Raw genomic sequence first — 26,639 nt, 5'->3', positions numbered from 1 at the left:
TCAGAGAAAAAGATAAAGCCGTACCTGGCTGGCTGCCGGATTAGCATGCGTGGCCACAAGGGAGATATCCGTATGAGCAGGGATCACCACCGTCTGGTTGATACCCAGCGGCGGTACGTCCAGTCCCTGACGATCATACCAGTAAAATTGATAGTGCAGCGTTACCGGCTGTGTAGACGTATTGCTGACACGAGCCGACACCTGCTGACCTGCATTGTCACGCGACAACGACGGACTGGAAACACGAATGCCCGCAGCCAGTACCGCGGCATCCAGCACCAATGTCTGTTTGGAATTAATGCTCAGACTGGTCGTCCTGCTACATCCGACAAGTGACATCCCCAGTAGCAGGGCGACCAATATGCCCGATAACACGCTTTCGGGTAATACCTTACGCATGGCCGTATCAACCAGCCAGCAGCGGCCCCAGCGGGCGACCGCCCAGCAGATGCATATGAATGTGATACACCTCCTGCCCACCGTGGCGATTGCAGTTAATGATCAGACGATAGCCGTCATCCGCAATGCCTTCCTGATGCGCAATCTTACCCGCGACCGTGATCATTCGACCAAGCGCGGCCTCATGCTCTGGCGCGGTCTCATTCACTGTGGGGATCAGCACATTCGGTACAATCAAAATATGGGTGGGAGTGCGGGGTGCGATGTCGCGAAAAGCCGTCACCAGTTCGTCTTGATAAACGATATCAGCGGGGATTTCCCGACGAATGATCTTACTGAAAATGGTTTCTTCAGCCATAACACAGTTCCTTTAAAAACAAGCGCTCTTGCGCGAAGCGGCTTGCAGTATGAGTGATAAATCTAATGTTTTTCAACTCTCTTTGTCAGCGTATGCCATGCCTTAAGCGAGGTATTACGCCGCAAAAAATGCCGCTGACATCCCCAACGAGCACCCGGCATCGGTAATTTTCCGCCACTCACCTTCGGAAATGACGATACCATCAGTCAGACGTTGCGTACGCGCCTGACGCTCAGGTTCTCCGGCAATCAGGATCGGCGCGGACTGATCCGGCACGCGCGACGCACGTACATAAGCCAGCATGGCATCATACTCCTGTTGCAACCATGACATGCCCACCAGCTTCGTCGGGTCAATCAGAATCGTGGTCATGTTGTTTACTATCGCGCCTTCGCGCGGGTTACCCGGATGGATAGTGCCGCCGCCGGACAAAATGCCCGCCAGTAATTCTGCGGCCAGAATCAGACCGCCGCCTTTGTGGCGCGCGATCGGTAGCAGCGCACCAGTTTGCTGCCCTTCCCACATGACCCGTGGGTCTGCGCTCGGATGACCATCACGGTCTAGCATCACCGGCTCATCAAAGGTTTTCCCCGCCAGCCAGGCTACGCGTGTCTTACCCAGTGCTACCACGCTGGTGGCAAAATCCAGAATAAAGTCAGGGTTGTCGTCACTGCCCGGGAAGGCGATACAAATGGGGTTGGTGCCAAAGCGTGCGTCACTACCGCCAAACGGTGCCACCAGCGGTGCAATGTCACTGACATTAACGAAATGAATCGAAATCAGGCCAGCCTGCGCCGCCATTTCACCGTACGTCCCGATCCGTCCCAGATGGCAGGTTGACGATAGCGTCATCAGGCACACGCCGGTGGTTTTCACCCGCTCAATCGCCGCCTGCATCGCCTCACGTCCGGTTCGTTGCCCAAACCCACGATCGCCCGCGAACTGCAGTACCGCACCGCCATCCTGCACCAAACGGGCTGGGGTATTGGGGTGCATGTTACCTGCGGCGATAAAACTAACGTATTCCGGCAACATGCCAACCCCGTGACTGTCGTGTCCTTTGAGGTTCGCGCCAACCAAATGGTGCGCCACACACTCAGCCTCATCATGCTCGCACCCGGCATGACGTAACAGTTCATACGCTATCTGCGTCAAGCGATCAGCTGAAATCTGCATCCTGTTCCCTCTGAAAAGTGATGTTGTGATACGCCGCTGATGGACGATGTTGTTATTCAACGATCTTGTTATTCCAACGATATAATTATTCAGGGCGGCGTTGGTTATCGCGCTGTCGATGATGATAATGCCAACGGTTACATGACACGCGGCAACGTCAATCATCCTACTGCTGAATATCCCGCTAGGGGAAACGATTCTGTTCAGTCGGGCGGGAATTTAAGGACACAAAGTCGGCAGCAATAAAAAAGGGGCCGCAGCCCCTTTCGTCAACTCCCTGTTATCCGTCAATGGTGACGGACCTTTCAGTGATTGCGGATGTAATCATCCATATCGGTTTTCAGGTTATCAGACTTGGTACCGAAGATAGCCTGTACGCCGGAGCCGGCTACCACTACACCTGCCGCGCCCAGTTTCTTCAACTCAGCCTGGTCAACTTTAGACACATCACCCACGCTGACACGCAGACGGGTAATACACGCATCCAGGTTGGTGATGTTTTCTTTACCACCGAATGCCGATACCAGCGACGCGGCCATTTCAGAACCGCCCTGAGCAGACTGCTCGGATGCAGAATCTTCACGCCCCGGGGTTTTCAGGTCCAGCTTGGTGATCAGCACGCGGAATATGGTGTAATACACCACGGCGTAGCACAGACCAACAATCGGGAACAGCCACAGTTTGCTGCCGTTGCCACTCAGTACGATGAAGTCGATCAGACCGTGAGAGAAGCTGGTACCATCACGCATACCGAGCAGAATACAAATCGGGAACGCCAGACCGGCCAGAATAGCGTGGATGACGTACAGGATCGGCGCTACGAAGATGAAGGAAAACTCGATAGGTTCGGTAATCCCGGTCAGGAACGCAGTCAGCGCAGCGGAAATCATGATACCGCCCACTTTGGCGCGATTTTCCGGTTTCGCCGAATGCCAGATAGCCAGCGCAGCAGCAGGCAAACCATACATCTTGAACAGGAAGCCACCTGACAGTTTGCCCGCCGTCGGGTCACCTGCCATATAACGCGGAATGTCGCCGTGGAATACCTGACCTGCTGCGTTAGTGAATTCACCAACCTGCATCTGGAACGGTACGTTCCAGATATGGTGCAGACCAAACGGCACCAGGCTACGTTCAACGATACCGTAGATACCGAATGCCAGCACTGGGTTCTGGTAAGCAGCCCATTTAGAAAATGTCTGAATCGCACTCCCCACCGGTGGCCAAATGAACGACAGCACCACACCAGTGATGATGGCGGTCAAACCAGAAATGATTGGCACAAAACGTTTACCGGCAAAGAAGCCCAGGTACTCAGGCAAGCGAATACGGTAAAAACGATTGAACATATAAGCGGCGATTGCACCAGCAATAATCCCACCCAACACGCCGGTATCGGCCATGTGGTTAGCAGCGATATCAGCCGGTGACATGTGCAGCACCAGCGGTGCTACCACTGCCATGGTTTTCACCATGATGCCGTAAGCGACTACCGACGCCAGCGCCGATACACCGTCATTGTTGGTGAAGCCCAGTGCCACACCGATGGCAAAAATCAGCGGCATATTGGCAAAAACCGAATCGCCTGCCTGCGCCATCACGCTGGAAACAACCGTCGGCAACCAGCTAAAGTTGGCTGACCCGACGCCCAGCAAAATACCGGCGATAGGCAGCACAGACACTGGCAGCATCAGCGATTTACCTACTTTTTGCAGGTTTGCAAATGCATTTTTGAACATAATAGAGAGTGCTCCTGAGTAATAGTGCTTCTATTTCTGATAGTTTCTGACAGTTCACCTGAAGGTGGGGAGGTCATCCTTCACGCGGTCGGGATGTGATATGCATCCTCATTAATTTTTACGCAGAGTAAAATAAATGTTGCATCAAATGTTTGATAGCAGTCACGTTTCAACTCATGGGAAACCCACGTTACTATCAGAAGTCTTATAATTTGTGATCTAACGCCAAAAATTAGCCCTACCACCGTGCAGTAAACACTACAAATGGCAGGGATTATTAGCGATTAATTACGAAGCCAAAAAAAACTCGCGTATTCTCAACCAGGATCACGCCACGGTCAACCGTGCAGGATCAATATGGAATAGACGGGCGAAGTTTTCGGTGGTGGAGGATGCCAGCTTTTCGAGACTGACATTTTTGAGAACAGCCAGATATTCTGCGACATCACGCACGTACGCGGGCTGGTTTTCCTTGCCGCGATAGGGAACAGGTGCCAGCCACGGAGAATCGGTTTCTATCAATAGCCTGTCTAACGGCACATAGCGCGCGACATCTCGCAGTGCCTCGGCATTGCGGAAGGTCACAATCCCGGAAAAAGAAATGTAGAACCCGAGATCCAGCAGTTGCTCCGCTGTTTCCTTATCCTCGGTAAAACAGTGTAGTACACCGCCACATTCATCAGCTTTTTCTTCGCGCAGGATAGCCAGCGTATCTTCACGCGCAGAGCGAGTATGCACAATAACGGGTTTATTCAATTCGCGACCGATGCGAATGTGTTCACGAAACGACGCCTGCTGCGAAGAGACGGTATCTTGCTGATAATAGTAATCCAGCCCGGTTTCACCTAATGCCACCACCGACGGCAGCGCCGCCAGTGTACGCAGTTCAGCGAAATCATACGGTGTTTCCTGGCTGAGTGGGTGCACCCCGCAGGAAAACGCCACATCGTCACGCTCGCCAATCAACTCAGTCATCTTGCGAAACCCGGGTAACGTGGTGGCTACCGCCAGAAAAAAGCCCACATCACGCTCACGTGCCTTGTTCAATACATCAGACACATCGTGGTGCAGGGACTGATAATCCAAACCATCAAGATGGCAGTGGGAATCAACTAACAACATAATCAGGACTTCCGCTATTCAGGAAAAAGGTGACGGAATCGGCAACGTAGGAGACGATAATACCGACTCCCACGTCAACAACAGTTCTGTTAATAACAATTCGCGGTTAACGCCAGTCACCGACACCAGTTGGTGACGACACTGCAACCAACACCGCAGGCTGGCATGCAAGCGGGCATCGCCACACTGGGATGCCAGTTGCGCCACTAATGGTGCCTGATCCTGGTTGGTTCGCTGGCTAGCCGCCTGATAGCGCCATTTCAGCGCATCCAGAAACACGGTGCTAACCCAGTGCATGCGGCGTTCAACGTCATCATGATTCAATACAGGCAACAGCGTCAGTGCATCGCCTGATTGCAGAGTGAGACCTAACTGCTGGCAGACCGCCTGGCGTGCTTTCCAGATGTCGGGTTGCAGCAGCGCCTCCGCGGCCAGTGGTGCCCCTGCCGACAACCGTAATGCGGTCTGTGATGCCATCTCATCAGCGTACCCGCGCGTACGCAGCCACTGCATTCCTTGCGCCTGCGCCAGTACATCAAGATATAAATGCAAACAGCGGCTGCGCAATGTCGCCAGCAACTGTCCCGGTGCGCGGCACCCCAGCAGGAAATAGGTCTGTGTTGGCGGTTCTTCCAATGTTTTTAGCAACGCATTAGCCGCCGCCTCGGTCAGGCTTTCCGCCAGTGGCAGCCAAACGACCTTGGCGCCTCCCTGCCGCGAACGCTGATACACCTGCTCCAGTGCATCACGCACCGCGTCAACCCCCAGACTGTGCTTCCCTTTTTCGGGACTGAGGGTATGCCAGTCAGGGTGGGTCCCCGCGTTCATCAACTCACAGGAATGGCAACGGCCACAGCTTTTGGCCCCCTCCGGCTGCTGACACAGCAGCCACCGGCTGAAGGCATACGCCAGCGATGCCTCGCCCATCCCCTCGATAGCCTGCAACAACACCGCATGATGGCCGCGTTTTGCCTGATGCGACGCCAGTAACTGTCGGTAAGGTGCGTTCAGCCAGGGATACCACTCCATCAGCCGCTCACTCCCCTCGCCCGGTCAGCCGCTGCAACCAGTCACGGAGCACCCGGCGAATATCAGCGTTGACCTCATCCAGCCCGCGGGACGCGTCAACCGTCACAATACTGTTGTCGGCCGCTGCCAATTGCTGATAACGGGCACGGGTTCGTTCGAAAAACGCCAGCGATTCCTGCTCGATACGGTCCAGTTCACCACGCTGGCGGGCACGTTTTAGCCCTAGCTCAGGAGGAATATCCAGATAAAGCGTCAAATCAGGACGAAAATTGCCTAACACCGTGTCCCGTAATGACGCCATCAAGTGCGGGTCCATTCCTCGTCCACCACCCTGGTAAGCCTGAGACGAGAGATCGTGTCGATCGCCAACCACCCAGGCACCGCGCGCCAACGCCGGGCGGATCACGTTCTCCACCAGTTGTACGCGAGCGGCATACAACATCAGCAATTCTGCTTTATCCGTGAGTTTCTCTTCTGCCACACCCTGTTTGATAAGCGTACGCAACTTTTCTGCTAGTGGCGTACCACCGGGCTCACGGGTAAAGACGATATCGTCGATACCAAACTCGCGCAGTGTTTCCACCACCACGGCATGAGCGCTGCTCTTCCCCGCCCCTTCGAGCCCTTCAATCACAATAAATTTACTGTTCATTCTTTTCCTTTCCGGCGGCTGCAGCCTGCGCGGAACGATACGCCTGCACGGCGCGATTATGATCGTTTAGATTCGAGGTGAACGTATGTCCACCTTTACCATCGGCCACGAAATAGAGATAACTGGTTTTGGCCGGATGCGCGGCCGCTTCAAGTGATGCCTTACCCGGCATGGCGATGGGTGTTGGCGGCAGCCCATTAATCACATAGGTATTGTACGGAGTGGCCGCTTCAAGCGCACTGCGGGTAATCACGCCGTTATAGTTCTCGCCCATGCCGTAGATTACCGTCGGGTCAGTCTGCAAACGCATCCCCACGCGCAGGCGGTTGATAAACACCGACGCTACCAGTGGCCGCTCCTCGTTAATCGCGGTCTCTTTTTCAATCAATGACGCCATCACCAGCAGCTCTTCCGGCGACTTATACGGCAGCCCCTCATCCCGAGCAGTCCAGACGTCATTAAGTATTTTGGTCATCCGCTGATGTGCCCGTTGCAGAATCGACTTATCACTCATCCCGGCGGTATGGAGGTAAGTATCTGGATAAAACCACCCTTCAGGATTCGGTTTATCTTTCAGCCCTATCGCTTCAGCAATCTCTTGCGGGGTTTTATCCTCCAGCGTGTGCCGCAGATACGGGGCCGACTTCAGCGTTTCCAGCCACTCTTTCAGACGCGACCCTTCCACAAATCGCACCGAAAACTGTGCCTCTTTGCCACTGGCTAACAGCACCAGCATATCGCGCACGGTCATGGCAGGCGTCAGACGATAGGTTCCGGCTTTAAATGTGGCCAGTTCCGGTTCCAACTGCAGTAACCAGGGAAACCAGTGACTGTCATCGATAATATGCTGTTCTGTCAGTAATGCTTGTAAGCCTTCACGATTCGTGCCGGCAGGGAGAGTAAAAATGGTTTCCTGTTTGATGATAAGCGGTGAGGCAGCGAAGTGTTGTATTTGCCGCCACCCGCTCCAGGCAACCACCGCCAACAGAACAATAATCCCAAGACCCCACTTCGTTCTCTTCATAACCCATCATGACTCACAGTTAGGGCTCAGAAAGTCGTATAACTCTCGTGAGCGATAACGCCAGATATGCGCCTGATTCACGGGTATCACCGGCATCAGCGCATTGCACACCAGCACTTCATCGGCATCCGCCAACGTTTCCAAAGGTTCCGACACCACATGGAGTTCAAACGCGGAGGACTGCAACAGCGCCATAATATGTCGCCGTGCCACACCGTCAACACCGCAAAGCGAGAGATCCGGCGTAAAAACCCGCGATCCCTTACGCCAGAATAAATTAGCGGCACAGCATTCCACCAGCGCCCCAGAGGTGTCAAGCACCAGCGCCTCATCGGCACCGGAGCGTTCAAGATGCGTGCGAATCAATACCTGCTCCAGCCGGTTCAAATGCTTGATACCCGCCAGCCACGCATTTTGCGCCAGCGGCACTGGACTGAGCGCCAGCCGAATGCCATCCAGACGCCAGTTGACGTAATGCTGTGGGTAGGGAGCCTGCATCACGATACGCACCGGCTGGTTACACCCAGCGGAGCTGTAACCACGACCACCATGACCCCGGCTGATGATGGCTTTTACGACGCCATCCGCACGGCCCGCCGCCGCCTGTTGCATCTCATCGCGCAAGCGCGACCAATCGACCTCAGGCAACAGCAACGTTTCCGCCGCCTGCCGAAGCCGATGGATATGCCGCTCCAGCCATACCACCTGCCCCGCCACGACCCTGGCGGTAGTAAAACAACCATCGCCAAATTGTACACTGCGATCCGATACCGGCAGTTGCTGTTCCGCTTTTCCGTCAACCCACCACATATTCGCCTCCCCGGCCAGAGTGCAAGCCTGTCAATCGCCGGGGTGTCCGGCAAGCGGCAATACTCCTATTTTTGCACAGACGAAAAAAAACCCGGCAAAACCGGGCTCTTTATTAAAGCATCACATCAGACTTTTCGGAACACCACAGAACCGTTGGTGCCGCCGAAACCAAAGGAGTTACACAAGGTGTATTCCATGTTGGCGACCTGACGCGCTTCATGCGCTACAAAATCCAGATCACAGCCATCATCAGGGTTATCCAGGTTGATGGTCGGTGGAACCGCATTATCACGCAGCGCCAGGATACAGAAGATTGACTCTACCGCACCCGCCGCGCCCAACAGATGGCCGATCATCGACTTGGTCGAACTGACCAGTACACGGGTATCTGCACCAAAAACGGATTTCACTGCCTGCGCTTCGGCCTTGTCACCCGCTGAGGTAGACGTGCCGTGTGCATTGATGTAACCCACTTTATCGGTGGTAATGCCTGCATCACGCAACGCGTTTTCCATCGCCAGCGCGGCTCCGGCACCGCTTTCCGGCGGAGAAGTCATGTGATAGGCATCGCTGCTCATACCAAAACCGACGATTTCGGCGTAAATTTTCGCACCGCGTTTTTTGGCATGTTCATACTCTTCCAGCACCAGAATACCGGCACCGTCGCCCAGCACGAAGCCATCACGATCTTTATCCCACGGACGGCTCGCTGCTTGTGGATTTTCGTTACGGGTCGACAACGCTCGCGCAGCACCAAACCCGCCTACGCCCAACGGTGTACTGGCTTTTTCAGCCCCGCCGGCCAACATAACATCGGCATCGTTATACGCGATAATACGCGCAGCGTGGCCGATGTTATGCACACCAGAAGTACATGCGGTGGCAATCGAAATGGTAGGTCCACGCAGACCAAACATGATGCTCAGGTGTCCTGCGACCATGTTCACAATGGTAGACGGCACAAAGAACGGACTGATTTTACGCGGGCCACCATGCATCAGCGCGCCATGGTTTTCCTCGATCAGCCCTAGCCCACCAATACCCGACCCGATAGCAGCTCCGATACGACTCGCATTAGCTTCCGTTACCTCAAGGCCTGAGTCCTGCATGGCCTGAATGCCTGCTGCAATTCCGTATTGAATAAAGGCATCCATCTTGCGCGCTTCTTTGCGCGAGATGAAGTCTTCACTGTTAAAGTCCTTTACTAAGCCAGCAAAACGCGTTGCATAGGCACTAGTATCGAAATGATCAATCAGGCTGATACCACTCTGACCGGCAAGCAGAGCATTCCAGGATGACGCTACTGTATTGCCGACAGGAGATAACATGCCCAGACCAGTCACAACTACTCGACGCTTAGACACGCTGATCCTCCAGGGAGGGAAAAAATGATACTGAGGTAGAAGAAAACTTAGGCGGTCGAGCGACCGCCTAGATATGTTCGATTACTGCTGATTAGCTTGAATGAAATCGATGGCTGCCTGAACAGTCGTGATTTTTTCAGCTTCTTCGTCTGGAATCTCGGTATCGAATTCTTCTTCCAATGCCATTACCAGCTCAACAGTGTCAAGAGAATCAGCGCCCAGGTCATCAACGAAAGAGGCATTGTTCACGACTTCTTCCGGCTTAACACCCAGCTGTTCAACGATGATTTTCTTAACGCGTTCTTCGATAGTGCTCATACTCTTAAATTTCCTATCAAAACTCGCTTTCGCGATGGTTTTCGTAGTGTATAAAATGTTGAAAAAGATGCAACAAAATCAATACTGGTCGAACCAAGATTTTGTGCTTTTTGCATTTTTCGCTGTAAATTAACGCAAATTACGGTGCTACTTATCAGATCATATACATGCCACCATTGACATGCAATGTTTCACCGGTAATGTAGCCCGCCTCATCAGAGGCTAAAAACGCCACAGCACTGGCGATTTCTTTTGGATCACCCAGACGACTGGCAGGAACTCCCGCCAAAATGCCCGCCCGTTGTTCCTCTGTCAATGCCCGGGTCATATCAGTTTCAATGAAGCCTGGCGCGACGACGTTAACAGTAATACCGCGAGACGCCACCTCCCTCGCCAACGACTTACTGAAACCGACCAACCCTGCTTTGGCAGCAGCATAGTTGGCCTGTCCCGGGTTACCGCTAGAACCAATCACGGAACCAATAGCAATGATGCGGCCAAAACGTTTTTTCATCATGGCGCGCAACACGGCTTTCGACATACGAAAAACCGAGCTCAGGTTGGTATCCAGCACTTCCTGCCAGGCATCGTCTTTCATGCGCATCATCAGATCATCGCGCGTGATACCGGCATTGTTTACCAGAATATCAACATCGCCGAATGCTTCTTTGATGCCGGCCAAAACGTTTTCAATCGAGGCACTATCTGTAACGTTTAACGCATAGCCTCTGCCTTTCGGCCCCAGCCATTCGCTGATATCCGCGGCCCCTTTCTCACTGGTGGCGGTACCGATTACGGTGGCACCATGGGCAGCCAGCATTTCGGCAATCGCCCGACCGATGCCTCGACTCGCGCCCGTCACCAGGGCAATTTTTCCTTCAAAATTCATTATCTTCACCGTTTTTACTGTTCAAGCGCTGCTGATAAGGAAGCAGGATCATTAATCGCCGTCGCCGTGAGGCCGTCGACGATTCGTTTGGTCAGCCCGGTCAATACTTTACCAGGACCAATTTCCACCAGGGTTGACACGCCCTGAGCGGCTATATATTCGACGCACTCCGTCCAGCGGACCGGATTGTGCAGTTGACGCACCAGTGCGCTGCGGATAGCTTGCGGTGCAGATTCCGCACGCACATCCACATTATTTACCACCGGAATCTGCGGTGCATTAAACGTCACCGCCTCCAGCGCTTGCGCCAGTTTATGGGCTGCGGGTTCCATCAGTGCGCAGTGTGAAGGCACGCTGACCGGCAACGGTAAAGCACGTTTCGCACCGGCGGCTTTACAGGCAGCACCCGCACGTTCAACCGCTTCTTTATTCCCGGCGATAACAACCTGCCCTGGCGAATTGAAGTTCACCGGCGAAACGACCTGGCCTTGCGCCGCCTCGGCACAGGCAGTGGCAATCGCGTCATTATCAAGACCGATGATCGCGGACATTGCGCCCGTTCCTTCCGGAACCGCTTCCTGCATCAGTTTACCGCGCAGTTCAACCAGGCTAACGGCCTGTTTGAAATCCAGCACCCCAGCGCATACCAGCGCGGAGTATTCGCCCAGGCTATGACCAGCCATCAATGTCGGCTGTGCACCACCCTGTTGCTGCCAGACACGCCAAAGCGCTACTGATGCTGTCAGCAACGCTGGCTGGGTCTGCCAGGTTTTATTCAGTTCTTCTGCCGGCCCTTGTTGGGAAAGCTGCCACAGGTCATATCCCAGTACCGAGGAAGCCTCGTCAAACGCTTCTTTGATAAGCGGAAACTGTTCAGCCAACTCTGCCAGCATCCCCACAGACTGGGAGCCCTGGCCGGGAAATACCATTGCAAATTTCGTCATAGTAATAGGTCCTGATTAATCAAAAACGGATCAGCGCTGAACCCCAGGTGAAACCACCACCGAATGCTTCTAAGAGAATCAACTGACCGCGCTGGATACGACCATCGCGAACCGCTTCATCAAGCGCTGAAGGCACGGAAGCCGCGGACGTGTTGCCATGGCGATCGAGCGTGACCACCACTTTATCCATGCCCATACCTAATTTTTTGGCAGTAGCGCTTATAATGCGCAGGTTTGCCTGATGGGGAACCAGCCAGTCGATTTTGCTCTTATCAAGGCCAGAGACATCCAGCGTTTCTTCAACAATATGGGCCAGTTCCGTTACAGCGACTTTAAACACTTCGTTACCCGCCATCGTCAGATAAGCAGGCTCAGGCGCTTGCCGATCGGTATAAGGCAAGGTCAGAAGCTCACCATAACGGCCGTCAGCATGCAGATGTGTGGACAGAATGCCTGCTTCTTGCGAGCGTCCCAGCACTACCGCGCCCGCCGCATCGCCGAAGAGAATCAGTGTACCGCGATCAGCCGGATCAAGCGTTCTGGACAACGCATCAGACCCGATGACCAATGCATAGTCCACCGCACCACTTTTGACATACTGATCAGCGACGCTTAACGCATAGGTAAACCCTGCACAGGCGGCAGCGAGATCAAAAGCGATCGTATCTTTAATTCCCAGCATGTGCTGGATTTGGCAGGCCGAGCTGGGGAACGCATGGCTGGACGACGTCGTCGCTACGATAAGCAAACCGACCTGACTCTGGTCGATACCCGCCATATCCAGTGCGCTCTGTGCCGCACGATACCCCATTGAGGCGACGCTTTCATCAGGCGCAGCAATGCGGCGTTCACGGATACCGGTACGTGTAACGATCCATTCGTCTGACGTATCCACCATTTTTTCTAAATCAGCATTCGTCCTGATTTGTTCGGGCAAATAACTTCCCGTTCCGAGAATATTTGTATACATGTACGCTCAGTCACTCTTGGGTAATACAGCCTTTAGTCGCGACGCAATCCGCTCCGGGAGTTGCCGCTGCACCGTCTGCATGGCCTGTTCGATCGCTACGGCAAACGCATTCTGGTTCGCAGCGCCGTGGCTCTTTATGACAGTTCCACGTAATCCTAACAGACATGCACCGTTATAGTGGTCAGGGTTCAGGTGTCCAAAACGCCTGGCCAGACGCCTTTTCAAAAAACGCCCTAAAAATTTCAACCACCACGGCTGTGTTTGCCGACCTTCTCCCTCACCAGACGTCCCCTTCAGGAGAGACAGAAACATTCGCACGACACCTTCCATAGTTTTCAACGTGACGTTACCTACAAAGCCGTCACAGACCATCACATCCGTTTTGCCGGTCAGTAATTCGTTGCCTTCCAGATAACCAATATAGTTAATCGAAGGCATAGCTTTCAGTTGCGCTGCGGCGTCACGGATACTGGCAAGCCCTTTGCTCTCTTCTTCACCGATATTCAGCAGCGCGACGCGTGGATTCTTCAATCCAAGCACTTCTTCCGCCATGACCGACCCCATCACGGCAAACTGCACCAGCATCGTGCTATCGCAGTCAACATTCGCTCCCAAATCCAATACGACGCTCTTCCCGTGCTGCTGATGAGGCAACATCGTCATCAATGCCGGGCGATCAATCCCCTCAATCGGTTTGATCAGTAACGTCGCCAATCCCATCAGCGCGCCAGTATTCCCTGCACTAACACAGGCTTGCGCCCGCCCTTCCCGGATCAGCTCCAGAGCGATGCGCATAGAAGTCCCCCGACTGGCTCGAATAGCCTGGGATGGACGCGCATCACCAGCGATCACCGATTCGGCTGGCACAATTTCCAGACGGGAAGATAAAGGGGAATCGACGTTGACAAGTAATGGAGTAAGCGCAGAAGGATCGCCGACCAACAGTAAATGGAGGTCTGGATTAGAATCCAGTACCTGCAATGCTGCAGGCACTGTAACGCAGGGACCGAAGTCCCCGCCCATTGCATCTAACGCCAAGGTTAGGCGCGTCAAAGTGTTTCCTTGCGAAATCGCAAGAATTACTTAGCAACAACCTTGCGACCGCGGTAGTAACCATCCGCAGTGACGTGGTGACGCAGATGAGTTTCGCCGGAAACTTTATCTACGGATACAGCGGAAGTGGTCAACGCATCGTGAGCACGACGCATACCACGTTTGGAACGGCTAGGTTTATTCTGTTGTACGGCCATGGACCTTACTCCTTAATTACTTACGCTTTAAACTGGCTAATACGGCAAATGGATTCGGTTTTTCCGCCTCAGCGGGCAACTGACCAAACACCATATCCGCTTCGGACACTTCACAGTGTTCAGAATCATGCACCGGCGCAATGGGTAAAGAGAGGATGAGTTCATCTTCAACCATCGCCAGCAAATCAACCTCACCGAACTCATTGACTTCGATAGGTTCATAAGCCTCCGGCAAGGCTTCGGCCTGTTCATCACTGATGACCGGGCTAAAACAGAACGTGGTGTGGACCTGATGTTCGAAAGTCTTGCCGCAGCGCTGACACAGCAACGTCACCGTTACATCAGCCTGTCCATCAATCACCGCCAGCCGCTGGCTGTCAATGCTGAATGACAGCGTCGCATTCACATCACTGTCCACACTAACCACTGATTCGGCAACACGCATCACCTGTTCAGCCGTATAGACACCAACATAATCTAAACGTTTTTGAGCAGTGCGAACCGCATCAAGGGTTAAGGGTAATTTTACCTTTTGCATAGGGCGCGCATATTAACGTCGTAACGACGGAGAGTCAAAGAAAAAGGTGGCGATGTCAGTGCTTTCACCCAAATTTACTTTCGCACACCTCAATTCGCTTCCAGAGCGACAAGCAGTTTAAAATGCATTCCCTGATTACGCTATGACCTGGTTGAAATTTATGTCCCGGATTGTACTCGCCTCTACATCCATTTATCGCAAGGCCCTGCTTGAAAAACTGGGGTTGGCGTTTATCTGCGCCGCACCTGATTACGATGAAACACCGGATACCGGAGAAAGCGCCACCGAACTGGTTCGCCGACTGGCTATCGGCAAAGCAAAATCGCTCGCAGAACGCTACCCAGACAGCCTGATTATTGGCAGCGATCAGGTGTGTGTGGTGGGCAACACGATTACCGGAAAACCGCACACGCCGGAAAACGCGATACGCCAGTTACAGCAAGCCAGTGGACAATGCATTACCTTTTATACCGGATTGGCATTATTCAACAGCGCAACGGCGCATCTGCAATCAGTCGTTGAGCCGTTTGACGTGTACTTTCGTGCACTCAGTACACGCGAGATTGAACGCTACGTTGATATTGAGCAGCCGCTTGACTGTGCGGGCAGCTTTAAAAGCGAAGGACTTGGCATTACTTTGTTTGACCGGTTATCAGGGCGCGACCCCAATACGCTTGTCGGCTTACCGCTCATTACGTTACTGGAGTTATTGCGCGTGGAAGGGGTTAATCCGTTATTGCAATGATGAGGGAGTGATCTGGAGGCAGAGCGCGCACGCGCCCTGCCATGTCGGCAACGCGTGCGCAGTAACGCACGTGTTATTTCTGACTTTGCCGTTGTCGCAAAACCTGCAGACAGTGACGCAAGCCCGCATCGAGCGGAGCCTCAATGCGTAACGTTTCACCGGTATGGGGATGTTCGAAACGCAATGCTTGTGCATGGAGAAACAGACGTTTTAGTCCGGTACCTACCAGTTGAGCGTCGAAATCACGATCACCGTAGCGATCATCAAACGCAATCGGATGACCGGCATGCTGAGTATGTACGCGAATCTGGTGGGTTCTGCCGGTTATCGGGCTGGCTCGTACCAGTGTGGCGCAATCGAATCGCTCTTCCACCTTAAACAACGTTTCCGATGGTTTACCTTCACTATTAACGCGCACGATGCGCTCGCCGCTTTGCAGCACATTCTTCAGCAACGGCGCCTGCACAGATTTACAATGTGACTGCCATTGGCCACGAACCAGTGCCAGATAATCCTTCTGCATGCCTTTAGCACGCAGTTGTTCATGCAGCGAACGCAACGCCGAACGCTTCTTGGCCACCAGCAACACCCCTGACGTATCGCGATCCAGACGATGTACCAGTTCCAGAAAGCGTGCTTCAGGACGCAGTGCTCTCAGTCCCTCGATCACCCCAAAGCTCAGCCCGCTGCCACCATGCACCGCTGTACCTGACGGTTTATTCAGCAGCAACAGGTAGTCATCCTCATAAAGGATGCAGTTTGCCAACGCCGAGACTTTATCAAGGCTGGCGGAAACCGCTGCCTCTTCACGCTCTGACTGGCGCACCGGAGGAATACGCACTTCATCGCCATCCAGTAATTTGTATTCTGGCTTCACACGCTTTTTATTTACCCGCACTTCGCCTTTACGCAAAATGCGATAAATCATGCTTTTCGGTACGCCTTTAAGTTGCGTACGCAAAAAATTGTCGATCCGCTGGCCTGCTTCTTCGGCGGAGATCGTCAGAAATTGTACGGTTGGATTCTCTGTTTTCATGGAGGCGGATTCTAAAGAGCACACACCGATAGCGCCACATCTTTTTCTATGGTTAACTGTCGGTCTGGCTTATGAAGATATTGTTACTGTCCGTGGCCCGACTGGTTTCAGCATCAACAGGTATCAGTTTGGTTAAAAACAGCACAATAAACTTTATATTGACAGGCAAAGTCACCTTGCTATCGACGTGTCAGCAATGGAATAATGCTTTGGCTTTCCGTGCTGATTTCCGGTAAACAAGGGAAATTGCGGAATTATTATATTTGTCTGATTACTCATAAACGCAGCAATGGCGTAAGACGTATTGAATAATCAGGCAGTTAGCGAGCTGTGGTTTGCAGCTTGGCCGGCATATGGAATCAGATCTGGCAACCTATTTTCAGAAGCTGTTCCCGCAGTAAACGTGCTGTATTCCATCAGGAAATACAGGCTACCGAAACATGCGCCTCTATGCAGGCGACAACCGTGAGGTTGACGCCCCTGCGATAAGACACGAGGCCATCGGTCCCTCCGGTCATGCACCGCGTTCATCCGCAGCTCTATCAATAATGCAAGTAAAAATAACGAGTTAAGTACGATGAAAAGAATGTTGATTAACGCAACTCAGCAGGAAGAGTTGCGTGTTGCCTTGGTTGATGGTCAGCGGCTCTACGATCTGGATATTGAAAGCCCTGGACACGAACAGAAAAAGGCAAACATTTACAAAGGCAAAATCACCCGCATTGAACCCAGCCTTGAAGCCGCTTTTGTTGATTATGGCGCAGAGCGACATGGCTTCCTTCCCCTCAAAGAAATCGCACGCGAATACTTCCCCAGCAATTACAACTCTCACGGTCGGCCGAATATCAAAGACGTGCTCCGTGAAGGCCAGGAAGTTATCGTTCAGGTGGACAAAGAAGAGCGCGGCAACAAAGGGGCTGCCTTAACGACGTTCATCAGTCTGGCTGGCAGCTATCTGGTGCTGATGCCAAATAACCCCCGTGCTGGCGGTATTTCCCGCCGTATTGAAGGGGATGACCGTACCGAATTGAAAGAAGCGCTTGGCTCACTGGAACTGCCGGATGGTATGGGCCTTATCGTCCGTACTGCCGGGGTGGGTAAATCCGCCGACGCATTACAGTGGGACCTGGCGTTTCGTCTGAAACACTGGGAGGCTATCAAAAAAGCAGCGGAAGGCCGCCCGGCGCCATTCCTGATTCATCAGGAAAGCAATGTAATTGTCCGCGCGTTTCGTGATTACCTGCGCCCGGATATCGGCGAAATCCTGATCGATAACCCCAAAATTCTGGAATTGGCTAAAGAGCATATCGCTGCGCTGGGCCGTCCGGATTTCAGCAGTAAAATAAAGCTGTATACCGGTGAAATTCCGCTGTTCAGCCATTATCAGATCGAGTCGCAGATTGAGTCCGCCTTCCAGCGTGAAGTACGTCTGCCATCTGGCGGTTCTATCGTCATCGATACCACCGAAGCGTTGACCGCTATCGATATCAACTCCGCCCGGGCAACACGCGGCGGCGATATTGAAGAAACCGCGTTTAACACCAACCTGGAAGCCGCCGATGAAATTGCCCGCCAGTTACGTTTGCGTGACCTGGGTGGTTTGATCGTTATCGACTTCATCGACATGACGCCAGTTCGCCATCAACGCGAAGTGGAAAACCGCCTGCGTGAAGCCGTCCGCCAGGACCGTGCCCGAATTCAGATTGGTCGCATTTCCCGCTTTGGTTTGCTGGAGATGTCTCGTCAGCGTCTGAGCCCTTCGCTGGGTGAATCCAGCCATCATGTCTGCCCTCGCTGTAATGGCACCGGCACGATTCGTGACAACGAATCGCTGTCGCTGTCTATCCTGCGATTGATTGAAGAAGAGGCGCTGAAAGAAAACACCAAAGAGGTGCATGCAATTGTACCGGTGCCTATCGCGTCTTATCTGCTCAACGAAAAACGTGAAGCCGTCAACGCGATTGAAAAACGTCAGGGTGGTGTACGCGCCATTATCGTCCCGCACGACGGTATGGAAACGCCGCACTACGCCGTACTGCGTATCCGTAAAGGTGAGGAAAAACAGACCCTAAGCTATATGTTGCCTCAGTTGCTGGAAGCTGAAGCCCAGCAGGCAACGGAAGAACAGGTTTCTGAGCGCCGGGCTCCGGAGCAACCAGCTCTGGCCTCCTTCACCATGACGGACATTTCACCAGAGGAAGCCCAACCCGCTCCCGTCACCCCGACCCCGAGCGTGGAAAAACAGGCCGCTTCCGAGCGCGGGTTGTTTGGTCGATTTATTGGTGCGCTGAAAGGAATGTTCTCCTCCTCTGACGCCGTTAAAGATAAACCGGCTGAAGCAGCGAAAACCGAGTCTGATGAGCAGGAGCAGAAGCAGGATCGTCGGAACAATCGCCGTCAGTCCGGTCGACGTGATCGTCCCCGTGATAATCGCGAACCGCGTGAGCGCGATGAGCAGCGCCGTAACAAACGTTCACAGCAACAAAATGCCGACGTCGATACTACCGCGGTAGCAGAGACATCGGTGCAGGATAAGGCGGTACGTGATGAACAACGCCGCGAACAACGCGCTGAACGCCAACGTCGTCGTCAGGAAGAAAAACGCCAGGCGCAGAATGACGTTAAAGAGCTGAATACGGCTGCCGTTGAAGCAGAAGACACCGTTGCTGCCGAACAGGAAAAACCGGTACAGGTGATGCCGCGTCGTCAACGTCGTCAGTTGCCCCAAAAAGTAAGGGTGGAAGATGGCAGCGCTGCTGGAGAACAGACGGTAGCGAATGTTGACGCGTTGCCTCTGGCGGTATCCTACGTGCAGGAATCGACGGTAGAAAAAGCGCCAGAATCAGCCACCTCTGCCACCGACATTACCGACGCGGAAAACGAGGCAGCAACCGAAAGTAACCGTGAAAACGGCCTGCCACGTCGTTCTCGTCGCTCACCTCGCCATCTGCGCGTCAGTGGTCAGCGTCGTCGTCGTTACCGCGATGAGCGTTACCCAGCACAGTCGCCGATGCCGCTGGCACAAGCATCGGCCTCACCGGAAATGGCTTCAGGTAAAGTCTGGGTTCGTTATCCGGTTGCGCAGCCACAGCAACCAGAACGTGTAGAAGATCTGAACACGCCGGCCGATGAGCAACTGTCTGCCGCACCCGCGCTGGCAACTGCCCTGACCGCGTTACCCGATGTCACTACACCGGATATCACTACCGCTCTGGATACAGTGCCTGCCAGCACCCCAGTCGAGGAAAATCCGACCGCTGTGCCGGTCCTCGCATCAACGCAGCAGGATGAAGCCTTAGCCGAAGAAGCCACTCAACCCGTCGAAAGCACTGTACAGCAGGCAGCTACAGCGCCTCTGGAAGTTCAAGAGCCGACACCGCAGGTTGAGCCGGTTGCACCGGTTGTAGAGCACGTTGAAGTAGTGCACGTTGAAGACACGCCGGCTGCCGTCGTTGCTGATAACGCCACGACAGCCAGCGGTGATGAATCCGTGGATGCTCAACCAACCGAACCAGCGCCGGTGATTCATGTTGCTGTGGAGGCTACACCAGCCCCTATCGCTCAGGAACCGGTGTCTGCTTCAGTATCTGTTGTTGATACCGCTGTGGCGGCACAGCCTCACCAGCATCACGCCACGGCACCGATGACGCGTGCACCGGCACCGGCTTATATTCCGGATGCACCGCGTGTCAGCAACTGGCAACGCCCGACGTTTGAGTTCACAGGCAAAGGCTCTGCTGGCGGTCACTCTGCCGTTAATCAGGCCAGTGCCCCGGCAACTCGTCCTGTGGAATAAAGAGTCTTGTGGACTCAATAGAAAAAAGCACCTTGCTAACGCAGGTGCTTATTCTGATTCGATGCCCGTCTGTATGACGGGCATTTTTTTATGCTACTGGCTGCAATAATTTAATATCCATGCGCTCTACCTTGCCCTCCAACTGGGTGACAAGCGCCTGAAAATGTGCGGTCAGCTCATGTTCACTGATGGCCTGCTGACTCTTCCAGCGTTCAAAAAACACGAACGAGCCGCTTTTATTCAACTCTTCATGCAATTCATACTGCAAATTACCCTCTTCCTGACGGCTCGGTGCAACGACCTGGCGAACCGCAGCGGCAACCTCATTGATAAATTGCGGCTTGGCCTGAACACTGGCAACGATACGAATTTCCATCACAATACTCCATTGATATAGCAACAGATTGAATATTCACCCATAAAACGCCAATAACAAGCTAATTTCAACCTTTTCACAACGAACGGATGCATTCGCTGCGCTTTCCGCTTATGCTTATTCCCCGCCGTATTTCCCCCTGCTTCAGGGGCGTTATTTACTGATCGCGGAGCGTTTCATGACCCCTTTGCCGACTATTCTGAAGATTCGTCGCCCTGACGACTGGCACCTTCATCTGCGTGATGACGAGATGCTCAAAGCCGTGCTGCCTTACACCAGCCGCCTGTTCGCCCGAGCTATCGTCATGCCGAATCTGACACCACCCATTACCCGTGTGGCCCAGGCAGAGGCGTACCGGCAACGGATCCTGTCTGCCGTACCGGTTGGCGACACCTTCCAGCCGCTGATGACCTGTTATCTGACAGAATCACTGGATAAAAACGAAATTATCTCCGGCTACCAGCAAGGCGTTTTTACTGCCGCCAAACTTTACCCAGCCCATGCCACCACGAACTCCAGCCATGGTGTCTCAGATATCAAAACCATCTACCCAATACTGGAGTCGATGCAGAAACTGGGCATGCCGCTGTTGGTTCATGGTGAAGTCACCGACCCACAAGTCGATATTTTCGATCGCGAAGCTCGCTTTATCGAGCAAGTCATGGAGCCGCTGCGCAAGCAATTCCCAGAACTAAAGGTGGTATTTGAGCATATCACCACCCGCGAAGCCGCCCAGTATGTGCAAGCGGCCGATCGCTTCGTTGCCGCGACTATTACCCCGCAGCATCTGATGTTTAACCGTAACCATATGCTGGTCGGTGGTATTCGCCCACATTTGTACTGCCTGCCTATCCTAAAACGTAACATTCACCAGCAGGCCTTACGCGAAGCCGTTGCCTCAGGTAGTGAGAAATTTTTCCTTGGCACAGACTCTGCACCCCACGCGAAACACCGTAAAGAGTCATCCTGTGGCTGTGCCGGTGTTTTCAACGCCCAGGCTTCATTAAGCGCTTACGCAACAGTCTTTGAAGAATTGAACGCCCTGGATAAACTGGAAGCATTCTGCTCACTGAATGGCCCACGTTTTTATGGATTGCCGGTCAATGAAGAGACGCTGGAATTACGCCGCCAGCCGGTGCAATTCCCCGAAGAAATCGTGACAGGTGAAGAATGCATTATTCCATTCCTCGCCGGACAGAGTCTGAACTGGTCTGTCGCCTGATAGTGGTTGACGCGCGGCCATGTGATAAAGGACGCGCGCTCTACATTTTGTCTATGTTGTTATTTTTTATCCATGTTGTTGCCTTTTCTCTTTTACTGTATAAAATTACAGTAAAAAGGAGGCAACCATGCGTATTGAACTGACTATTGCAAAAACCACCCTACTGCCTACTGGCGCACTTGAAGCATTAACCCATGAGTTGAGCCATCGGGTTCATGACATTTACCCGGATACCCCAGTGAGCATTCGTTATGCCGCCTCGAATAACCTGAGCGTTTTGGGCGGCAGTAAAGACGACAGAGAGAGAATATCGGAAATCCTGCAGGAGACTTGGGAAAGCGCTGACGACTGGTTTGTTCAAAGCGAGTAATCTCCTTTTTCTATCCGCACAGGTTACCCAATGGTCAGACATCTCGTCTGACCTTTTCGTTTCTTCGGTAAGATGTCGTACTACCTCGCCGTCTTACATTAACGCACTGTACTATTTTTGTTCAAATCACAGCGCTCGTTTTGCCGGATAATTAATCGAAACATCCACTTGAGTTTTTTTTACATTTAATTTCCATAAATGAATCCGACAGAGATATACTGATATTGCTCAGCTACAAGAGCCGTCTTAAACCTCGTTTAGTCACTCACGGTAGTAACTAGTCAATAAGGGGTATTTATGGACAGAAAAAATGAGATCATTCAAACGCACCCGCTTGTGGGTTGGGATATCAGTACCGTTGACAGTTATGACGCGATGATGATCCGTCTGCATTACCTCGCTACGGCGGATCAGGCGCCGGACGAAGCCCAGGTTGATCGCACATTATGGTTGACCACCGATGTGGCAAAACAGCTCATCTTTATCCTGGAGGCTGGCATTGCCAAAATTGAATCAAAAGACTGCCAACTGACCGACTACCTTAAGCATTAACGCTTTTTATATTTAGCCTCATTCACCATCCAGACACCGCTCCCTGAGCGGTGTTCCACCGTTATTACCTCCATGACAATGATTCACACCCTGATTTTTTCTTTAAAAGAAGAATCAAAATAAAAAAATTAAGAAATAAATAAAACAATTTAAGATAAATCCGCTTTATTTATTAAAAAATAAATCAAAAAGAAAAATAACAAAAACCACTAAAACAACTCATTCGAATAAAAATACGAGCACACATTCAAAACCACTGAAATATAATTTAACCGATTTGGATATGTCATTTTTATATTGATTTTACGATTCCGTATAGTTATGTTCCTGTAACAGTTGTCAGTAAATGATAAGGACTTCAATAATGGTTTGGCGTAATACATCAACCCGATATGGATATATCAGTGTGCTCTTACACTGGGCCAGCGCCATAACAGTGTATGGCATGTTTGCCTTAGGACTGTGGATGGTCACCCTGGGCTATTACAACCCCTGGTATCACAATGCCCCGGAAATACACAAGGGGATAGGCATACTGCTGTTTCTGACCCTGCTTTTTCGCGTTATATGGCGCTGGCTTTCCCCACCTCCCCCGGCGTTGTCAAGTTATTCAACATTAACCCGCATCGGCGCTACAGCAGTGCATGTTTTCCTGTATTTGTTGTTATTTAGCATTCTTATTAGTGGCTATCTGATTTCCACGGCTGAAGGCCAGCCAATTTCTGTTTTTGGCTGGTTCTCCGTGCCTGCAACGTTAAGTGGCATTCAAAACCAGGCGGATAGCGCCGGGAAGATTCATTTATATCTGGCCTGGTCAGTTGTCATTTTATCGGTTTTACATGCACTGGCGGCACTAAAACATCACTTTATTGATCGTGATGTCACGTTGAAACGCATGTCTGGTCGACATGTTGATTAATTCATTTGGGAATTTAAGGAAAAATACCAATGCTGAAAAAAACGCTTCTGCTGGGTGTCACCCTGGCATCACTGTTCTCCTGGACCAGCTCGGCCTCTGCTGCCGATTATCAAATTGATAAGAAAGAGCAACATGCGTTTATTCAATTTCGGATTCAACATCTGGGATATAGCTGGATTTACGGTTCATTCAAAGACTTCGACGGGACATTTACGTTCGACGAAAATAACCCTGCAGCAGATAAAGTGAATGTTACTGTTAATACCAACAGTGTGGATACCAATCAGGCAGAGCGCGACAAACATATTCGTAGTGCTGAATTGTTAAATGCCGACAAATACCCTCAGTCAACATTTACCTCAACAAGCGTTCAGAAAGACGGGGATGTATTAAAAATCACCGGTAATTTAACATTACATGGTGTCACCAAACCCTTAACGTTGGACGCTAAACTGATGGGCAAGGGTGATGACCCGTGGGGTGGATATCGTGCTGGTTTTGAGGCGAAAGGTAAACTGGCGCTAAAAGACTTCAATATCACCACCGATCTCGGCCCAGCGTCTCAGGAAGTAGAACTGATTATCTCTATCGAAGGTGTTCGTCAAAAATAATCGCTGATGCAGGGCTCTTACGAGCCCTGCGCTTATTTTCAAATCTGACTATTTGTCTTTTCTGGGTTCTTTTTCCGGTGCTGGAATCCCCAGTGTGGTGTTCAGCAACCCCTTCGATTTGTTAAAAATCTTCATGCTGATTTCACGATTCTTGCGGCGCAGACGTTGCTCTTCAAGCGGCAGCCGTGTTTCTTCCTGACACGCGCTGCTGCAGCAACCCGCATATTTTTCTGCGCATGTCGGGCATTGGATGAACAACAAATGGCATCCCTGATTTTTGCAATTGACGTGGGTATCACAAGGCTCCCCACATTGATGGCAATGCGCAATCACATCATCGGATACCCGCTCACCCATCCGTTCGTCAAACACGAAATTCTTACCGATAAATTTCAGCGGTAGCCCGCGGGATTTAGCCTGACGGACATACTCAATAATACCGCCCTCAACATGGTAAACATTCCTGAAACCATGATGAAGCATATAGGCACTGGCTTTTTCGCAGCGAATCCCGCCGGTGCAATACATCACGATATTCTTGTCACGTGCGTTTGCCAGCATATCGACGGCCATCGGCAATTGCTCACGAAATGTATCGGAAGGCACTTCGAGCGCGTTTTCAAAATGACCAACTTCATATTCGTAATGATTACGCATATCCACGAATAAGGTGTCGGGGTCATCGGCCATCCGGTTAACCTCTTCCGCTTTGAGATACTGCCCTACCCGTGTTGGGTCGAAACTGGCATCGTCAATCCCATCAGCCACAATGCGATCCCGCACTTTCATCCGTAATACCCAAAATGACTTGCCGTCATCTTCCAGAGCAATATTCAAACGAACACCATTGAGTGCCGGATGCGCGCCATACAATGCGGCACGGAAATCCTCAAACCGACTGGCGGGGACGCTTATCTGCGCATTGATCCCCTCACGGGCGATATAAACGCGACCGAAGACCCGAGCCTTATCAAACGCGATATACAGTGCGTCACGAAAGGCTTGTGGTTCATCCAGCTGAAAATATTTGTAAAAGGACACTGTCGTTCGCGGCTCGGTTTCAGCGAGCATACGCGCTTTCAGTTCCTCATTGGAAACACGGTTATGTAACACTGGCATGGTGTACTGTCCTGTTTTTATTGAGGTGAATGGCGTTAAGATGATATGAACGCGATGTTGCGTAACCAATAAATTTCCGTCGCATCATACAGGAGGGATAGCATACTGTCAGTGAACGACGGGGATATCGGAATGTGAAATCAGGATTTCAGGCATACTCTGGCATGGTGTGCTGAATCTATCTCAGATAAGGAGTTATTTTCATGAGCAAGCTGTTCAGTCCATTGGCACTGGGAAACCTGACGCTGCCAAACCGTATTATCATCGCACCCATGTGTCAGTACTCCGCAAAAGACGGCAAAGCCACAGAGTGGCACATGATGCACCTGGGCACGTTGTCGCATTCCGGCGCGGGCTTACTGATTCTTGAAGCCACCGCCGTGGTGCCGGAAGGACGCATCTCACCACATGATCTCGGCCTGTGGGATGACGATACCGAGCGTGCTTTAGCACCCATCATCCGGGGAATCCGTCAGCACTCCACTATCCCGTTGGGTATTCAGCTCGGCCATGCCGGCCGAAAGGCCTCAACCGATGCCCCCTGGGCTAACCGGGCCTTCCTGTCTCCCACACAAGGTGGCTGGCAAACCGTCGCTCCCTCGGCATTGCCTTATGCCCCTGATGACACCGTGCCGGTCGCCATGAGCCATGATCAAATCAAAAACCTGATTGATGCCTTCGCCGCTTCAGCCAAACGGGCAGACCGGCTGGGGTTCGATTTGATAGAAATCCATGCGGCACACGGTTATCTGTTGCACCAGTTCCTCTCGCCTCTCTCCAACCAGCGTGACGACGAATACGGTGGCTCACTGACAAATCGGATGCGGTTACTGCGTGAGGTTTATATGGCGGTACGAGAGGTGCTTCCACCGCATAAAGCAGTCGGTGTTCGCATTTCCGCCACGGATGCCGTTGACGACGGCTGGGATTTGGCACAATCCATTGAACTTGGTCACGTATTGCGTCAGCTGGGGTGCGACTATATTCATGTTTCCAGCGGTGGGTTATCACCGTTGCAGCACATCCAGCCCGCGCCCAACTATCAGGTGCCTTTCGCCCAAAAAATTCGTCAGGAAACGGGGCTGGTAACGATTGCCGTCGGCTTGATTACTGAGCCAGAGCAGGCGGAAGCTATTCTTGCAACCGAAGAAGCGGACGCGGTAGCCCTTGCCCGAGCCATGCTGTTTAACCCTCGCTGGCCATGGCATGCCGCGATCCGACTGAAAGAAAACGTCACCGTTCCTCCGCAGTTCTGGCGCTGTGAACCTCACTACGCCAAAGGTTTGTTCACCTCCTGACCGCCATATCCCC

The 26,639-nt window shown here is 52.3% G+C and carries 28 protein-coding genes; 8 read left to right on the top strand and 20 right to left on the bottom strand.

What is annotated here, in order from left to right; translation table 11 throughout:
• The 17 genes from FGI04_RS05780 to yceD all read right to left on the bottom strand — a co-directional run bounded on the left by FGI04_RS05780 (nt 1) and on the right by yceD (nt 14,582).
• A complete protein-coding gene (locus tag FGI04_RS05780; protein ID WP_407336410.1) occupies nt 1-399 on the bottom strand; it encodes a YcfL family putative periplasmic lipoprotein in 399 nt (132 codons plus the stop codon).
• Nucleotides 400-406: 7 nt separating this feature from the next.
• Nucleotides 407-757: a purine nucleoside phosphoramidase gene (gene hinT / locus FGI04_RS05775; RefSeq protein ID WP_342701183.1), complete on the bottom strand. Its 351-nt coding sequence runs from the start codon at nt 755-757 to the stop codon at nt 407-409.
• A gap of 114 nt (nt 758-871) precedes the next feature.
• A complete protein-coding gene (locus FGI04_RS05770) occupies nt 872-1,933 on the bottom strand; it encodes a malate/lactate/ureidoglycolate dehydrogenase (RefSeq protein ID WP_407336409.1) in 1,062 nt (353 codons plus the stop codon).
• 305 nt (nt 1,934-2,238) lie between these two features.
• The gene (ptsG, locus tag FGI04_RS05765; protein WP_342701185.1) at nt 2,239-3,672 is read right to left on the bottom strand and encodes a PTS glucose transporter subunit IIBC; all 1,434 of its coding nucleotides are present in this window, start codon (nt 3,670-3,672) and stop codon (nt 2,239-2,241) included.
• Between the two features lie 327 nt (nt 3,673-3,999).
• Entirely contained in the window at nt 4,000-4,794 is a 795-nt protein-coding gene (locus tag FGI04_RS05760; protein ID WP_342701186.1) for a metal-dependent hydrolase, read from the bottom strand.
• 18 nt (nt 4,795-4,812) lie between these two features.
• On the bottom strand, nt 4,813-5,823 hold the full coding sequence (gene holB / locus FGI04_RS05755) for a DNA polymerase III subunit delta' (RefSeq protein WP_407336408.1): 1,011 nt from the start codon (nt 5,821-5,823) through the stop codon (nt 4,813-4,815).
• A gap of 7 nt (nt 5,824-5,830) precedes the next feature.
• Nucleotides 5,831-6,475, bottom strand: a complete 645-nt coding sequence (gene tmk, locus FGI04_RS05750; RefSeq protein WP_407336407.1) for a dTMP kinase — start codon at nt 6,473-6,475, stop codon at nt 5,831-5,833.
• Nucleotides 6,465-7,499: an endolytic transglycosylase MltG gene (gene mltG, locus FGI04_RS05745; protein WP_407336406.1), complete on the bottom strand. Its 1,035-nt coding sequence runs from the start codon at nt 7,497-7,499 to the stop codon at nt 6,465-6,467. The genes tmk and mltG overlap by 11 nt, the downstream gene beginning before the upstream one ends.
• A gap of 6 nt (nt 7,500-7,505) precedes the next feature.
• Nucleotides 7,506-8,309 carry an aminodeoxychorismate lyase gene (pabC, locus tag FGI04_RS05740; protein ID WP_407336405.1) on the bottom strand — a complete coding sequence of 268 codons (804 nt, stop codon included), beginning with the start codon at nt 8,307-8,309 and terminating at the stop codon, nt 7,506-7,508.
• Nucleotides 8,310-8,434: 125 nt separating this feature from the next.
• Nucleotides 8,435-9,673, bottom strand: coding sequence for a beta-ketoacyl-ACP synthase II (gene fabF / locus FGI04_RS05735; RefSeq protein WP_342701191.1), 1,239 nt, complete (start codon nt 9,671-9,673; stop codon nt 8,435-8,437).
• An 81-nt stretch (nt 9,674-9,754) separates the two neighbouring features.
• Nucleotides 9,755-9,991: an acyl carrier protein gene (gene acpP / locus FGI04_RS05730; protein ID WP_012765204.1), complete on the bottom strand. Its 237-nt coding sequence runs from the start codon at nt 9,989-9,991 to the stop codon at nt 9,755-9,757.
• Nucleotides 9,992-10,145: 154 nt separating this feature from the next.
• On the bottom strand, nt 10,146-10,880 hold the full coding sequence (gene fabG, locus FGI04_RS05725) for a 3-oxoacyl-ACP reductase FabG (protein WP_342701192.1): 735 nt from the start codon (nt 10,878-10,880) through the stop codon (nt 10,146-10,148).
• A 14-nt stretch (nt 10,881-10,894) separates the two neighbouring features.
• On the bottom strand, nt 10,895-11,824 hold the full coding sequence (gene fabD, locus FGI04_RS05720; protein WP_407321549.1) for an ACP S-malonyltransferase: 930 nt from the start codon (nt 11,822-11,824) through the stop codon (nt 10,895-10,897).
• A gap of 19 nt (nt 11,825-11,843) precedes the next feature.
• Complete coding sequence (locus tag FGI04_RS05715; RefSeq protein ID WP_038903954.1) at nt 11,844-12,794, bottom strand: beta-ketoacyl-ACP synthase III; 951 nt, start codon at nt 12,792-12,794, stop codon at nt 11,844-11,846.
• Between the two features lie 6 nt (nt 12,795-12,800).
• Nucleotides 12,801-13,847, bottom strand: coding sequence for a phosphate acyltransferase PlsX (gene plsX / locus FGI04_RS05710; RefSeq protein WP_407321550.1), 1,047 nt, complete (start codon nt 13,845-13,847; stop codon nt 12,801-12,803).
• A 26-nt stretch (nt 13,848-13,873) separates the two neighbouring features.
• Nucleotides 13,874-14,044 carry a 50S ribosomal protein L32 gene (gene rpmF / locus FGI04_RS05705; RefSeq protein ID WP_012769343.1) on the bottom strand — a complete coding sequence of 57 codons (171 nt, stop codon included), beginning with the start codon at nt 14,042-14,044 and terminating at the stop codon, nt 13,874-13,876.
• A 16-nt stretch (nt 14,045-14,060) separates the two neighbouring features.
• The gene (yceD, locus tag FGI04_RS05700) at nt 14,061-14,582 is read right to left on the bottom strand and encodes a 23S rRNA accumulation protein YceD (RefSeq protein ID WP_012884276.1); all 522 of its coding nucleotides are present in this window, start codon (nt 14,580-14,582) and stop codon (nt 14,061-14,063) included.
• 160 nt (nt 14,583-14,742) lie between these two features.
• Here yceD and FGI04_RS05695 point away from each other — a divergent pair, with 160 nt between their 5' ends.
• Complete coding sequence (locus FGI04_RS05695; RefSeq protein ID WP_210174276.1) at nt 14,743-15,327, top strand: Maf family protein; 585 nt, start codon at nt 14,743-14,745, stop codon at nt 15,325-15,327.
• A 73-nt stretch (nt 15,328-15,400) separates the two neighbouring features.
• Here FGI04_RS05695 and rluC read toward each other — a convergent pair whose 3' ends face one another.
• Nucleotides 15,401-16,363 (bottom strand): 23S rRNA pseudouridine(955/2504/2580) synthase RluC, encoded by a 963-nt coding sequence (rluC, locus tag FGI04_RS05690; RefSeq protein WP_407321551.1) that lies wholly within the window; start codon nt 16,361-16,363, stop codon nt 15,401-15,403.
• A gap of 577 nt (nt 16,364-16,940) precedes the next feature.
• On the opposite strand from rluC, the gene rne reads away from it, so the two are divergent.
• Nucleotides 16,941-20,159: a ribonuclease E gene (gene rne, locus FGI04_RS05685; protein ID WP_407336404.1), complete on the top strand. Its 3,219-nt coding sequence runs from the start codon at nt 16,941-16,943 to the stop codon at nt 20,157-20,159.
• Nucleotides 20,160-20,247: 88 nt separating this feature from the next.
• Here rne and FGI04_RS05680 read toward each other — a convergent pair whose 3' ends face one another.
• Complete coding sequence (locus FGI04_RS05680) at nt 20,248-20,535, bottom strand: putative quinol monooxygenase (RefSeq protein WP_407336403.1); 288 nt, start codon at nt 20,533-20,535, stop codon at nt 20,248-20,250.
• 178 nt (nt 20,536-20,713) lie between these two features.
• On the opposite strand from FGI04_RS05680, the gene pyrC reads away from it, so the two are divergent.
• The 5 genes from pyrC (at nt 20,714) to FGI04_RS05655 (ending at nt 24,209) form a co-directional block, all read left to right on the top strand.
• Complete coding sequence (pyrC, locus tag FGI04_RS05675) at nt 20,714-21,757, top strand: dihydroorotase (RefSeq protein ID WP_407336402.1); 1,044 nt, start codon at nt 20,714-20,716, stop codon at nt 21,755-21,757.
• Between the two features lie 127 nt (nt 21,758-21,884).
• Nucleotides 21,885-22,127, top strand: a complete 243-nt coding sequence (gene dinI / locus FGI04_RS05670; RefSeq protein ID WP_038903950.1) for a DNA damage-inducible protein I — start codon at nt 21,885-21,887, stop codon at nt 22,125-22,127.
• A 297-nt stretch (nt 22,128-22,424) separates the two neighbouring features.
• A complete protein-coding gene (gene bssS / locus FGI04_RS05665) occupies nt 22,425-22,679 on the top strand; it encodes a biofilm formation regulator BssS (RefSeq protein ID WP_038903949.1) in 255 nt (84 codons plus the stop codon).
• 364 nt (nt 22,680-23,043) lie between these two features.
• Nucleotides 23,044-23,598: a cytochrome b gene (locus FGI04_RS05660; RefSeq protein WP_407321553.1), complete on the top strand. Its 555-nt coding sequence runs from the start codon at nt 23,044-23,046 to the stop codon at nt 23,596-23,598.
• A gap of 29 nt (nt 23,599-23,627) precedes the next feature.
• Entirely contained in the window at nt 23,628-24,209 is a 582-nt protein-coding gene (locus tag FGI04_RS05655) for a YceI family protein (protein ID WP_396112845.1), read from the top strand.
• A gap of 48 nt (nt 24,210-24,257) precedes the next feature.
• Here the strand turns inward: FGI04_RS05655 and trhO are convergent, their stop codons facing one another.
• Nucleotides 24,258-25,328 carry an oxygen-dependent tRNA uridine(34) hydroxylase TrhO gene (gene trhO / locus FGI04_RS05650; protein WP_407336401.1) on the bottom strand — a complete coding sequence of 357 codons (1,071 nt, stop codon included), beginning with the start codon at nt 25,326-25,328 and terminating at the stop codon, nt 24,258-24,260.
• Between the two features lie 203 nt (nt 25,329-25,531).
• Between trhO and FGI04_RS05645 the strand changes: the two genes are divergently transcribed.
• The gene (locus FGI04_RS05645) at nt 25,532-26,626 is read left to right on the top strand and encodes an NADH:flavin oxidoreductase/NADH oxidase (protein ID WP_407321554.1); all 1,095 of its coding nucleotides are present in this window, start codon (nt 25,532-25,534) and stop codon (nt 26,624-26,626) included.
• The last annotated feature ends 13 nt before the right edge of the window (nt 26,627-26,639 follow it).

This window comes from Dickeya ananatis (assembly GCF_019464615.1).
Taxonomy (GTDB): Bacteria; Pseudomonadota; Gammaproteobacteria; order Enterobacterales; family Enterobacteriaceae; genus Dickeya; species Dickeya oryzae.
This window is presented reverse-complemented; position numbering and strand designations above follow the sequence as displayed.